Annotated in this window: 11 protein-coding genes; 7 read left to right on the top strand and 4 right to left on the bottom strand. The window is 66.2% G+C overall.

Annotated elements, in window-relative coordinates:
- The first annotated feature begins 63 nt into the window (after positions 1 to 63).
- Complete coding sequence (gene queC / locus AC1DN9_RS07235; protein ID WP_478098672.1) at positions 64 to 765, top strand: 7-cyano-7-deazaguanine synthase QueC; 702 nt, start codon at positions 64 to 66, stop codon at positions 763 to 765.
- Here queC and AC1DN9_RS07230 read toward each other — a convergent pair.
- The gene (locus AC1DN9_RS07230) at positions 744 to 2,516 is read right to left on the bottom strand and encodes an ABC transporter ATP-binding protein/permease (protein ID WP_478098671.1); all 1,773 of its coding nucleotides are present in this window, start codon (positions 2,514 to 2,516) and stop codon (positions 744 to 746) included. The two genes, queC and AC1DN9_RS07230, sit on opposite strands and share 22 nt — an antisense overlap.
- Positions 2,517 to 2,760: 244 nt before the next feature.
- Between AC1DN9_RS07230 and AC1DN9_RS07225 the strand changes: the two genes are divergently transcribed.
- From AC1DN9_RS07225 to phnX, 5 genes are read left to right on the top strand one after another with little or no spacing between them, the layout of a single operon-like run.
- Positions 2,761 to 3,795 (top strand): putative 2-aminoethylphosphonate ABC transporter substrate-binding protein, encoded by a 1,035-nt coding sequence (locus AC1DN9_RS07225; protein WP_478098669.1) that lies wholly within the window; start codon positions 2,761 to 2,763, stop codon positions 3,793 to 3,795.
- Positions 3,792 to 4,856: an ABC transporter ATP-binding protein gene (locus AC1DN9_RS07220; protein WP_478098668.1), complete on the top strand. Its 1,065-nt coding sequence runs from the start codon at positions 3,792 to 3,794 to the stop codon at positions 4,854 to 4,856. The genes AC1DN9_RS07225 and AC1DN9_RS07220 overlap by 4 nt, the downstream gene beginning before the upstream one ends.
- Positions 4,857 to 4,879: 23 nt before the next feature.
- The gene (locus AC1DN9_RS07215; protein WP_478098728.1) at positions 4,880 to 6,592 is read left to right on the top strand and encodes a putative 2-aminoethylphosphonate ABC transporter permease subunit; all 1,713 of its coding nucleotides are present in this window, start codon (positions 4,880 to 4,882) and stop codon (positions 6,590 to 6,592) included.
- Positions 6,589 to 7,716 (top strand): TIGR03364 family FAD-dependent oxidoreductase, encoded by a 1,128-nt coding sequence (locus tag AC1DN9_RS07210; RefSeq protein ID WP_478098667.1) that lies wholly within the window; start codon positions 6,589 to 6,591, stop codon positions 7,714 to 7,716. Before AC1DN9_RS07215 ends, AC1DN9_RS07210 begins: the two co-directional genes overlap by 4 nt.
- Before the next feature lie 14 nt (positions 7,717 to 7,730).
- Positions 7,731 to 8,558 carry a phosphonoacetaldehyde hydrolase gene (phnX, locus tag AC1DN9_RS07205; RefSeq protein ID WP_478098665.1) on the top strand — a complete coding sequence of 276 codons (828 nt, stop codon included), beginning with the start codon at positions 7,731 to 7,733 and terminating at the stop codon, positions 8,556 to 8,558.
- 17 nt (positions 8,559 to 8,575) lie between these two features.
- On the opposite strand, the gene AC1DN9_RS07200 is transcribed toward phnX, so the two are convergent.
- The 3 genes from AC1DN9_RS07200 to gspF are packed head-to-tail and all read right to left on the bottom strand — an operon-like array spanning position 8,576 to position 12,165.
- The gene (locus AC1DN9_RS07200) at positions 8,576 to 9,994 is read right to left on the bottom strand and encodes an 8-oxoguanine deaminase (protein ID WP_478098664.1); all 1,419 of its coding nucleotides are present in this window, start codon (positions 9,992 to 9,994) and stop codon (positions 8,576 to 8,578) included.
- A gap of 32 nt (positions 9,995 to 10,026) precedes the next feature.
- Positions 10,027 to 10,926, bottom strand: coding sequence for a 5'-nucleotidase (locus tag AC1DN9_RS07195; RefSeq protein ID WP_478098661.1), 900 nt, complete (start codon positions 10,924 to 10,926; stop codon positions 10,027 to 10,029).
- Positions 10,927 to 10,929: 3 nt separating this feature from the next.
- Entirely contained in the window at positions 10,930 to 12,165 is a 1,236-nt protein-coding gene (gspF, locus tag AC1DN9_RS07190) for a type II secretion system inner membrane protein GspF (RefSeq protein WP_478098660.1), read from the bottom strand.
- A 96-nt stretch (positions 12,166 to 12,261) separates the two neighbouring features.
- Between gspF and AC1DN9_RS07185 the strand changes: the two genes are divergently transcribed.
- Complete coding sequence (locus AC1DN9_RS07185; RefSeq protein ID WP_478098658.1) at positions 12,262 to 12,831, top strand: hypothetical protein; 570 nt, start codon at positions 12,262 to 12,264, stop codon at positions 12,829 to 12,831.
- Positions 12,832 to 12,835 lie beyond the last annotated feature (4 nt).

The following is a 12,835-nucleotide window of genomic DNA, read 5'->3' as shown; positions in this document are numbered from 1 at the left end:
GTGGTGTAGTCGTCTGCGCCCGGGAGTGCCAAACTCGTGGTTTTTTCCGAAACCGCGATTGCCATGCACACCACCGCACTCGTCCTCTTCTCCGGCGGCCAGGACTCCACCACCTGTCTGGCCGATGCGCTCGACAGGTACGAGCGCGTGGAGACCGTCGGTTTCGACTACGGACAGCGTCACCGGATCGAGTTGGACGTCCGGTCCAAGGTGCTGGACCAGGTGCGGGAGCGCTTCCCGCATTGGGCGCCGCGGCTCGGCGACGACCACATGCTGTCGGTCGATGTGCTGAAACAGGTCAGCGCTTCTTCGCTCACGCAGGACATCGCCTTCGAGATGCAGGCCAACGGGCTGCCGAACACCTTCGTCCCGGGGCGCAACCTGTTGTTCATCACGCTGGCCGGTGCGCTGGCCTATCGGCGAGGTCTGGACGTGATCGTCACCGGCGTGTGCGAGACCGACTACTCCGGCTACCCGGACTGCCGCGATGACACCATGAAGGCGATGCAACTGGCGCTCTCGCTGGGCATGGACCGGCGCCTTGTGGTCGAGACGCCCCTCATGTGGATCGACAAGGCAGAGACCTGGTCGATGGCGCACCGCTTGGGCGGCGAGGCGCTGGTCGAGTTGATCGTCGAGGAGACGCACACTTGCTATCTCGGCGACCGCACCCAGCGCCACGCATGGGGCTACGGCTGCGGCAACTGCCCTGCCTGCGAGTTGCGCGCGCGAGGCTGGGAACGTTACGTGGCTTCGACCCTGTAGCGGGCGGCGCCGCCAGCGGATTCGGGCACCAGCGTCCAGCGCTTGTCGTGGAAGCTGCCGACCGAGGCGCGGTGCGCGATCGAGACCATCGCGCCACCGGCTGCGCGGACGCCGGCTGCAAGGCGCTTGTACAGTGTTTCCTCGGCTTCGGCGTCGAGTGCGCTGGTGGCTTCATCCGCGAACAGCCATGCCGGTTTGCGCAACAACACGCGGGCGATCGCGAGGCGCTGCTGCTCGCCGCCTGACAGTTTCTGGCTCCAGGCGTCGCTGTCGTCGAGGCGGCTGGCAAGGTCGGGCAGCAGGGCCTCGTTCAGCGCCTGCACGAGCTGCTCTTCGGTGTACTCGCTGGCCGCTTGTGGATAGGCGAGCGCATCGCGCAGCCGGCCGTTGGGCACGTAGGGCCGCTGCGGAATGAACATCGCGTTCGCGGGCATCGAAACCTGGCCGTTCGCGAAAGGCCAGATGCCGGCGAAGGCGCGGAACAGCGTCGACTTCCCGCTGCCCGAAGGACCTTGCAGCAACACGCTTTCGCCCGGCTGCACCGACAGCGCAGCATTGCGGATCAGCGGCGCGCCGTCGGGCAACGCGACGCTGACGCCAGCCGTGCGCAGGCCCTGGCCGCTGACGGCAGGCGTGCGTTCAAGGGCGCTCTTGCTGTCGGCGTGGGCGCGCATGGCCGCCTCGAAGGAGGTAAGCCGGTCCGCCGTGGCACGCCAGACGGCGACGCGGTCGTAGTTGTCGACGAACCAGCTGAGTGAATCCTGCACCCGCCCGAACGCGGAGTTGACCTGCATCAACTGGCCGAGCTGGATGGCGCCGCTGAAGAAGCGCGGCGCCTGCACGATGAAGGCGAAGATCACCGAGGCCTGGCCGAACGAAGCCGTGAAGGCCACCAGGTTCTTCTGCTTGTTGATGAGTTGCAGGTAGTTCTTCAGCACGGAACCGAAGCGCAGCTTGAGTTGCCCGTGTTCGACCTGTTCGCCACGGTCGAGCGCGATGGCTTCGCTGTATTCGCGCACGCGCACCAGGTGATGGCGGAAGTCGGCCTCGAAACGTTGCTGCTGGTAGTTGAGCCCGATCAGCGGCCGGCCGATGTAGTGCGTGATGACAGTGCCCGCGGCGCAGTAGAGCAGCGCAATCCAGACCATCGAGCCGGGAATCGTGTGTTCGGTGCCGAAGAGCGTGAAGCTGGTGATCCCGCTCAGTCCCCACAGGATGCCGATGAAGCTCACCAGCGTGACCACGGCGTTGAGCAGGCCCATCGACAGCGTCATCGTGTAGTCGGTGAAGATCTGCATGTCTTCCTGGATCCGCTGGTCGGGGTTGTCCGGCGACTGGCCGTCGCGCTGGCCGTAGCGCGCCAGTTCGAGATGGTAGAAGGTGTGGTCGGCCATCCAGCGTGCCAGGTAGCTGCGCGTCATCCACGCCCGCCAGCGCAATTGCAACAGCTGTGTCAGATAGAACTTGAGGATCGCGATGACGATGTATGCGGCGGCGATCCAGCAGAAGTAGACGATCTCGCGCCAGAACACCGCCTGGTCCTTGTTCTGCAACGCGTCGTAGAAGCGCGCATACCACTGGTTGTTGAGCACCAGCATGTAGACCACGCCGAGATTGAGCGCAACGATCGCGGCGAGCAGGCCGCGGGCGATCCATTTCTCTTCCGATCGGAAGTAAGGCGCCGCCAGTGCGCCGATGCGCCGCAGGGTGGAGATGATGTTCTTGGAGCCGTCTGGAGAAGTCATGGGCATGAGCATGGGTGCACGCCCGAACGGCGCGTTGCCTTTCATCGTAGCGCCGGGACGCGCCGCAGTCTTAATCGGCGCTGAAACATGAATTCGATGACTTCGGCGTGACGGCTGGGTGGCGAGCCGTCATTTGGGGGAGGGATTTGACAAACCCTTGTCACATCTCCCTCCCATCATCAGCCGGCTTTGCGCCGAACGCGCACCGATCGGCGGCCTTGCCCGCCATCCAATACCGAAGAGGAATCTCATGTTGCGTCGCACTTTTCAATGGGCCCTGCCCGCCCTTCTGCTGACCATCGGCGTCGGCGCGGCCGCGCAAGGCCGTACCGAGCTGCTGGTCTACACCGCGCTCGAAGCGGACCAGGTGCAGGCCTACAAGGCGGCCTTCGAGAAGGACAACCCCAACATCGAGCTGAAGTTCGTCCGCGATTCCACCGGCATCGTCACTGCCAAGCTGCTGGCCGAGAAGGCCAATCCGCAGGCCGACGTCGTCTGGGGCCTGGCCGCCACATCGCTGATGCTGCTCGACAAGGAAGGCATGCTCCAGCCCTATGCGCCGAAGGGCCTCGAAGCCATCAAGTCCACGATGCGTGACAGCGCCAACCCGCCCAAGTGGGTCGGCATGGACGTGTGGTCGTCCGCCATTTGCTTCAACACCGTCGAAGCGCAGAAGAAGAACCTGCCGAAGCCGACGAACTGGGCCGACCTGACGAATCCCGTCTACAAGGGCCAGATCACGATGCCGAACCCGGCCGCGTCGGGCACCGGCTACCTGATGGTCTCCGGCTGGATCCAGATGATGGGCGAGCAGAAGGCGTGGCAATACATGGACGCGCTGCACCAGAACATCGGCATCTACAGCCAGTCCGGCAGCAAACCCTGCCGCCAGGCCGGCGCAGGCGAATTCGCGCTGGGCATGTCCTTCGAATACCGCGCCAACAAGACCAAGCGTGACGGCGCGCCCATCGACATCGTGTTGCCCAAGGAAGGTCTCGGCTGGGACATGGAAGCCACCGGCATCATGAAGACGACCAAGAAGCCCGAAGCCGCGAAGGCCTTGGCCGACTGGGCCGCGACGAAACAGGCCAACGAGCTCTACGCGAAGAATTTCGCGGTGCTCGCACTGCCGGGCATCCAGGAGAAGCTGGAATTCGTGCCGGGCGATGTTGAGAAGCTGCTGGCCAAGAATGACTTCGACTGGGCTGCCGCGAACCGCGAGCGCATCCTGGCCGAGTGGTCGCGCCGCTACGAATCGAAATCGGAGAAGAAGGCGCCGCAGTGAGTTTTCTTTCCCTGCGCGGCATCGGCAAGTCGTTCGGCGCGACGCGGGTGCTGGACGGCATCGACCTGGACGTCGAGCCGGGCGAATTCGTGTGCCTGCTCGGGCCGTCGGGCTGCGGCAAGACCACGCTGCTGCGCATCGTTTGCGGCATCGAGCACGCGGACGCCGGCAAGCTGGAACTGAACGGCCAGGACATCGGCGGGCTGCCGCCGGCGGCACGCGGCTTCGGCGTCGTGTTCCAGTCGTACGCGTTGTTTCCCAACCTCACGGCGGCGCAGAACATTGCCTACGGCCTGCAGCCGACCGGCGCGTTGGCGCGCGAGATCGCCAAGCGATCGCGCGAGATGCTCGACCTGGTCGGCCTTGCCGCGCACGCCGACAAGTACCCCGTGCAACTTTCTGGCGGGCAGCAGCAGCGCGTGGCGCTGGCGCGCGCGCTCGCGCCGAATCCGCGGTTGCTCCTTCTGGACGAGCCGCTCTCCGCGCTCGATGCGCAGGTGCGCGCGAGCCTTCGCGGTGAAATCCGCGCGCTGCAGAAGCGGCTCGGCGTCGTCACGATCATGGTGACGCACGACCAGGAAGAAGCGCTCTCGATGGCCGACCGCGTCGTGCTGATGCACGACGGCCGCATCGAACAGGCGGGCACGCCCGGCGAGCTGTATCACCGCCCGCGCACGCGCTTCGTCGCCAGCTTCGTCGGCCGCATGAACATGCTGCCGGCCACGGTACTGCCCGATGGCAAGGTGCGCGTGCGTGACAGCGAACTGCTGTGCCCGTCCGGCGACGTCGGCGTGGGTAGCCAAGCCACGGTTGGCATCCGGCCCGAGCACGTCGTGGTCCGTCGATTCGGCGACGACGTCGGCGCGAACAGTTTCGCCGCCCGATTGCTGGCCACCGAGTTCTTCGGCAACCGCACCGCAGCGCGCCTGGCCTGCGAGCCGCTGGGCATGGAGATCGAGGTGGACTTGCCGATCGACCACCGCGCCGCAGATCCGCTGGTGCCCAGCAGCATGGTGCATATCCAACTGCCGCAGCACGCGTTGTCGGTGTTGGCGCGTTGACCGCACCCCTTCACGCCGATCCCGTGGACGTGTCGACGCGCATCGTTCCTGCCGTCGAGCAGGCCAGGCAGCGCGGCGCATTCGATCGCGATCGTTGGCTCGTCGGCATTGCTGCGTTGCTGGCCGTGGCGGCGCTGGTCGTCATCGTGGCGCTGCCGGTGGGCGCCCTGGTCGGCCAGAGTTTCTTCGACCGCGCCGGAGGCTTCGTCGGCCTCGCGAACTTTGCCCGCTATCTCGACAATCCGGCGCTCGTGCGATCGGCCTTCAACAGCGTCTGGCTTGCATCGGTGAGCGCGGTGCTGTGCACGGGCATCGCCTATGTCTATGCCTACGGCCTCACGCTCTCGTGCATGCGCGCCAAGGGGCTGCTGCGAGCCATCGCCCTGATGCCGCTGCTCGCACCGTCGCTGCTGCCGGCCATCAGTCTCGTCTATCTTTTCGGCAACCAGGGCGTGTTCAAGGGCTGGCTGGGCGATGTGTCGATCTACGGACCGTTGGGCATCGTGCTCGGCTCCGTGTTCTGGACCTTGCCGCATGCGCTGCTCATCCTGACCACCGCCATGTCGACCTCCGATGGGCGCCTCTACGAAGCCGCGGAGACGCTCGGCGCGTCGCGCTGGCGCATCTTTCGCACGGTGACCTTGCCGGCGTCGCGCTACGGGCTGATCGTGGCCGGCATGGTGGTGTTCGTCCTCGTCATCACCGACTTCGGCGTCCCCAAGGTGGTCGGCGGCCAGACCGGTGTGCTCGCCACCGACATCTACAAGCAGGTGGTCGGGCAGCAGAACTTCCAGATGGGCGCGGTTGTGGGCTTCGTGCTGCTCATTCCGGCCGTCCTGTCGTTCATGGTCGAGCGCCGTGTGCGCAACCGGCAGGCCGCCGCGTTGTCGGCACGTGCCACACCCCATGTGCCGGAACCGGTGCCCGTTCGCGACCGCGCGCTGTTGCTCGCCTGCGTTCTGATCGCTGCGTGCATCGTGGTGATGATTGGCATGGCGGTGTTCGCATCGTTGGCGACCTACTGGCCCTACCAGCTCGCGCCGTCGCTCAAGAACTACGACTTCGGCAACATGGACGGCGGCGGCTGGGGCAGCTACGTCAATTCGCTGCGCCTTGCGGTTGGCGCGGCGGCGGTGGGGGCCATCGCGACCTTTCTTTCGGCCTATCTGGTCGAGAAGCCGCGCCATTTCGGTCTGTTGCGCGAGCTGCTCAATCTGCTGGCCAACCTGCCGCTGGCGGTGCCCGGGCTGGTGCTCGGCGTGGGCTACATCTTCTTTTTCAATTCGTCGTCGAATCCCCTGCATGGTCTCTATGGCGGCATGGCGATCCTCGTGGTGTGCACGGTGGCGCATTTCTTTTCGGTTGCCCACCTCACGTCGCTGACCGCGCTGCGCCAGCTCGACCGCGAGTACGAGCTGGTGTCCGAGTCGATGGGGGTGCCTTTCTGGCGCACGCTATGGCGTGTGCACTTGCCGGTCGCACTGCCCACCGTGCTCAACGTCGCGGGCTACTTCTTCGTCAACGCAATGACGACGGTGTCGGCAGTGGTCTTTCTCTACTCGCCGCAGACCACGCTGGCGGCGATTGCCGTGCTGAACATGGATGACGCCGGGGACGTGGCGCCGGCGGCGGCCATGGCCTCGCTGATCATGCTGACGGCCGCGATCGGCCGCGGCCTTTTTGCATTGGCGGCGCGTTCCACGCTCGCCAAGACCCAAGCCTGGAGAAATCGATGAGTGCAGCAGGCACTTCCTTTGATGTGATCGTGGTGGGCGCCGGCATCGTCGGCCTGGCCCATGCCTATACCGCCGCTGCGAGCGGCCTGAAGGTCTGCGTGGTGGAACGCGACGCCGCGTGCATCGGCGCGTCGATCCGCAATTTCGGCTTCGTGACCGTCACCGGCCAGGCGCCTGGCGACACCTGGCGGCGAGCCATGCACTCGCGCGACGTGTGGGCGGCCATCGCGCCGCAGGCCGGCATCGAGATCGTTCACCGCCATCTGTGGTTGGCGGCCTATCGGCCGGAAGCGCATGCGGTGCTCGAAGCGTTCTTGCGCACGCCGATGGGCGAGGCCTGCCAGCTGATCGAGGCGGCCGAGGCCCAGGCCAAGGCACCCTCGCTGCGTCTGGAGGAAGCGCGCTCGGTGCTGTTCAGTCCGCACGAACTGCGCGTCGAGTCGCGCACCGCCATCGGCCTGCTGACGCGCTGGCTGGCTGAAGTGCACGGCGTGGCGTTCCGTTTTTCCGAGGCCGTGCTCGAAGTCGCGACGCCTCGCGTGCGCACGTCGCGGGAAACCCTGCACGCAGAGCGCGTCGTCGTCTGCACCAACACCGAACTGCACGGCCTCTTCGCGGACCGCATCGCCGCGCACCCGCTGCGACTGTGCCGGCTTCAGATGCTGCGTGTTCAGCCGGAGGCCGGGTTCCGTCTGCCGGGCTCGGTGATGATGGACCTGAGCCTCGTGCGCTACGAGGGCTACAGCACGTTGCCTGAAGCGGCGGCCTTGCGCGCGCGCCTTCAAAAAGAGGAAGCGGCGTCGCTGGCGCATGGCGTTCATCTGATCGTGGTCCAGAGCGCCGACGGGTCTCTAGTGGTCGGGGACTCGCATCACTACAGCGCGGCGCCCGAGCCGTTTGCAATGGAAGAGGTGGACCGGCTGATCCTGCGCCACCTGCGCTCGACGCTCGATCTGGAGCAGGCGCAAATCACCGAACGCTGGACCGGTGTGTACCCTTCGTCGCCTGAATTGCCCTGCGTGATCGATGCACCTGACAATGCCACCCGCGTGGTGCTGGTCACCAGCGGCACCGGTGCGAGCACCGGGTTCGGTATTGCGCGCGACGTCTTCGATGCATGGTGAAAAACATGAGCAACATGAGCAATCAGACCCAATCCCTCCGGGCTGTCGTCTTCGACTGGGCCGGCACCATCGTCGACTTCGGCTCCTGCGCGCCCATGGGCGCCTTCGTGAAGCTGTTCGAACAGTTCGGCGTGCAAATCACGATCGCCGACGCTCGCGGTCCGATGGGCATGGCCAAGTGGGACCACATCAAGGCGGTCGGCAGCCTGCCTTCCGTGGCCGCTCAATGGCAGGACCGGCACGGCCGAGCCTTCACCGATGCTGACGTGGACCAACTCTACGAGGTGTTCACGCCGATGAATGCCGCGAGCGTCCGGGATCACATGGACTTCATTCCCGGCGCGCTCGATGCGGTCAATGCATGCCGCGCCCGCGGACTCAAGATCGGATCGACCACGGGCTACAACAGGCCGATCATGGAAGTCGTGGTGCCCATCGCCGCTGCGGCAGGCTATGCGCCCGACAACCTGGTCTGCGCAGGCGACCTCGCGGTGGGGCGGCCGTCGCCGCTCATGATGTATCGATGCTTCGCCGATCTGGGCGTGTGGCCGCCGCAGACTGTGGTCAAGGTCGACGACACCGGCGTAGGCCTCGCAGAGGGGCGCAATGCGGGCACCTGGACCGTCGGCGTTGCGATCAGCGGCAACGCATTGGGTCTCACGCACGGTGAATGGCTTGCGCTGGATGCCGGCGAGCAAGCCGCGCGGCGTGCTCAAGCGACGGCGCTGCTGGAGGAAGCCGGTGCCGACTATGTGATCGACAGCGTCGCGGACCTGCTGCCTGTGCTGGACCAGATCGAGGCAAGGCTCGCGCGCGGCGAGCGGCCGGCGGCGCCGGACTGATCCGCTTCTCGGCAGATTCAGGCTGTGTGCGGGTGCCTCGCGCGCTCGTACAACGTGCGCGCGAGTTCGCGATGCCGCGCCAGCAGCGGCGCGAGTTCGAAGTCCAGCAGGCGACCTTCGCGAATCCGCACGCGTCCGTTGATCACGCTCAAGGCAGCGCCGGCGGGCTGGCAAAACACCAGCGCGGCGACGGGATCGTGACCGGCGCCTGCGTGCGCGACGCCGCGCAAGTCGAAAGCCACGATGTCGGCCGACATGCCCGGCGCCAGCGCACCGATGTCGTCGCGGCCCAGCACGCGTGCGCCGCCGATTGTCGCGATCTCCAGCGCCTCGCGCGCCGTCATGGCTGCGGGGCCGAAGCCCACGCGCTGAAGCAGCAGCGCCTGGCGCGCTTCGCCCAGCATGTGGGCGCCGTCGTTCGACGCGCTGCCGTCCACGCCCAGGCCCACCGGCACGCCCGCGCGCCGCATCGCGCCGATCGGAGCGATGCCCGAGGCCAGGCGCATGTTCGAGCAGGGGCAATGCGCCACACCGGTGCCGGTGCGGCCGAAGAGCGCAATGCCGGCCTCGTCGAGCTTGACGCAATGCGCGTGCCACACGTCGCGGCCGACCCAGCCCAAGTCCTCGGCGTATTCGGCGGGTGTCATGCCGAACTTCTCGCGCGAATAGGCGATGTCGTTGTCGTTCTCGGCGAGGTGCGTGTGCAGCGAGACACCGCGCTCGCGCGCGAGTTCGGCCGACAGGCGCATCAGGTCGCGCGAAACGGAAAAGGGCGAGCAGGGTGCCAGCACGATGCGGCGCATCGCGTGGCGAGAAGGGTCATGCCAGCGGCCGATGAGCCGTTCACTGTCGCGCAGGATGACGTCTTCGGCCTCGACGACTTCGTCCGGCGGCAGACCGCCGAGGCTCTGGCCGACGCTCATGCTGCCGCGCGACGCGTGAAAGCGCATGCCCATCGCATCGGCCGCCTCGATGGAGTCGTCGAGCCGCGAACCATTCGGGAAAAGATAGAGGTGATCGCTGGTCGTCGTGCAGCCCGAGAGCATGAGCTCCGCCATCGCGGTCTGTGTCGACACGCGGATCATCTCGGGCGTGATGCGTGCCCACAGCAGGTAGAGGTTGGTGAGCCAGCCGAAGAGTTCGGCGTCCTGTGCCTCGGGCACGGCGCGCGTGAGGCTCTGGTACATGTGGTGGTGCGTGTTGACCAGTCCCGGCATCACGACGTGGCCATGCATGTCGATCGCATCGGCCTGGCCGTTTTGCAGCGCCTCGGCGTAGATGGCCGGCAATTCGGATGTGGCGCCTGTCCATGCGACCGCAGGTCCCTCGGTGACGACCGCCCCGTCGAGGATCTCTCGCCGGGCGGAGTCCATGGTGACCAGCACCTCGGCGTGGCGGAGGATCAGTGGCCGATGGTTTGTGGCTGAAGAGGACATGTCGATCGTTCCGCCTGATGAGCGCGCCGTTGTCAGCGCTCGTTGCTGATACCGCTGGCGACGTGTCCCGCGGGCACATGCCGCGCGGCCGCGTCGACGTGGCCCGTCTGGTCGTCGAAGAAAAAGTCGGGTTCGAACTCGCGCAGGAACTCGCCCTTGGGCAGACCGCCGAGGAACATGGCCTCGTCGACCTTGATGTTCCAGTTCATCAACGTGCGGATGGCCCGCTCGTGCGCGGGCGCACTGCGCGCGGTGACCAGCGCGGTGCGGATCCGCATGGCCGGATTGCTCGCCCGCTGCAGCCGGTGCAGTGCTGCGAGCAGTGGCTTGAATGGCCCCTCGGGCAGCGGGAGTTCGGCTTTGCTGGATTCGTGCAGTTGAAAGGCATCGAGTCCTTCGGCCTGGAAGACGCGTTCGGCCTCGTCGCTGAAGAGCACCGCGTCGCCGTCGAATGCGATGCGGACTTCGTTCGGATAGGCATCGCTCGCATGCACCGATTCGACCAGCACGCGTGCGGCCGGGAATCCGGCGCCGAGCGCCTCGCGCACGTCCTCTGCGTTCACCGAAAGAAAAAGATGTGCGCGCAGCGGACGCAGATAGCCGAAGGGCGGCCGCCCTTGCGTGAACACGCCGCGTTGCAGCGTGATTCCGTTGGCCACCCCCGAACGGAACACGCGCATGCCGGAGACGGGATCGTTGCGCGACAGGATCACGACCTCGACGCGCTGTTTGCCGTCGTCGTTGAAGCGCAGCAGCTTGCGCACCAGCGAATAGGCGATGCCCGGTTGCGCCGGCACGTTCAGGCGCTCGAGCTGGAGCTTCATGTAGCCGGCGTCGTCGCCAGATTCGAAGATGCGGTTTTCCTCTTCGAGATTGAAGAGCGCTCGCGACGAGATCGCGACCACCAGCTTGTCGTCGAGGGAGACAGCCATACGCTACTTCACGAATTGGTTGAGTTGGATGATCGGCATGAGCACTGCCAGGACGATCAGCATGACGACGCCGCCCATTGCCACGATCAGCAAAGGTTCGAGGATGGTGGCGAGGTGCATCGCCCGCCGCTGGACTTCGGCACCGAGCTGATTGGCGGCGCGCTGCAACATCAACGGCAGGGTACCGGTCTGCTCTCCGAGACGCGCGAACATCGAGACGATGCCCGGAAAGCGCTTCTTCTGCGCCAACGCGGACGCGAGCGGCGCGCCTTCGCGCACCAGCACCAGCGCGTCGAGTGCATCGGCACGCATCGCGCGGTTGCCGAGCGTCTCGGATGCGGCCTGGAGTGCACGCAGGATGGGAACGCCCGCCGTGGCCAGCATGGCCAGCGTGCTGGCGAAGCGCGCAGCGTTGTAGCCGCGTGAGAGCTTGCCGACCAGCGGCAGGTTGAGCCAGGCCGCATCGAACCTCTCGCGGATCGCCTCTCGCGCCAGCGCCATCCTGGTGACGATGACCCCGACGACGATCACGCCCAGCATGACCCACCCGTAGTTGCGAACAAAGTCGCTGAGCGCCAGCATGGCGACGGTGAGGATCGGCAGCGCGCGCTTCGTTCCGGCAAACACGTTCGCCACCTGGGGCACCACGTAGCTCACCAGGAAGATCACGATCACGATGGCGACCAGGGTCACGATCGCCGGGTAAAGCGCCGCACCGACCAGCTTCTGTTGCAGCGCCTGCCGTTGCTCGAGGTCGTCGGCCAGTCGCTCGAGCACGAGGCCCAGGTTGCCGCTCTGCTCGCCGGCGCCGATCACGGCCGTGTAGATGGGTGAGAACTCACGCGGATGCTGCGACAGTGCGCGGCCGAAAGGAGAGCCCGCATTGACCTCGGCGCGCAACGAGGCGACGAGGTTGCGTTGCGCTTCGGTCTCGGCCTCGTCGGTCAGCGCCGTGAGCGCCCGTTCGAGCGGCAGCCCGGAGGACACCAGGCCGGCGATCTGGCGCGTCCAGACCGCGAGCGTCGTGGAATTGAAGATGCGTCCGCCACCGATCACCCGGCGCAAGCCGCCAGAGGCGGACGCGCCGCCGCTTTCGACACTGCCGACGGCCGTCACGGTCAGCGGGATCAGCGCCTGGGCGCGCAGCATGCCGCGCGCGCTGCGCGCGGTATCGGCTTCGAGCACGCCCTTGCGGGCTTGCCCCTGTTGGTCTATGGCTTCAAACGAATAGGCAGGCATGGAGGGCTGACAGCAAAATGCGCGAAACCGCATTGTCGACGCTCGGCAAGCTGTTTCGTCGCGCGACTTTCACAACACCACTCACGGGAGTTCGCCATGCTGATTCGTTGTATTGCCGTCATCGCTGCGCTGCTGGGGGCGGTCGCCGTTCCTGCCTGGGCCCAGCCCGTTTTCGACGGCTTTCTGTGCTGCAACCTGCGAACCGACGGCAGTTGGGCGAGCGACAGCAACTATGCCGAAAGTGGTAAGCGCATCATCCCGGTCGGCACGCCCGTGCGAGTGACGGGCTACGGCCGCAATCGGGTTCACGTCGAGCTCAACGGGGGCAAGCAGGACATCGGCAACGACTACAGCCGCGACATCGACCTCGGCACGTTCGCGCAGCGCTGGGTGGTCAAGGAAGATCCCGCAGCGAAGCTCGCGACCTTTCCGCCCAAGATCCGCGACGCCATCAAGGCGGCCCGGGTGACCAAGGGCATGACGCGCGAACAGGTCGCCATGGCGGTCGGATGGCCGATCACCAGCGAGAACCCGAGTCTCGATGCCGAGATCTGGCGGATGTGGATCAGCAGCTTCTCCGAATACCAGATTCGTTTCGACAAGTCGGGGCGGGTGGTCGAGGTCGTGACGGATCCGCAGACCAAGAACCTGGTGGTTCAAGACTAACCCC

It is taken from the genome of Variovorax sp. 05L425, from assembly GCF_056397705.1.
This window is presented reverse-complemented; position numbering and strand designations above follow the sequence as displayed.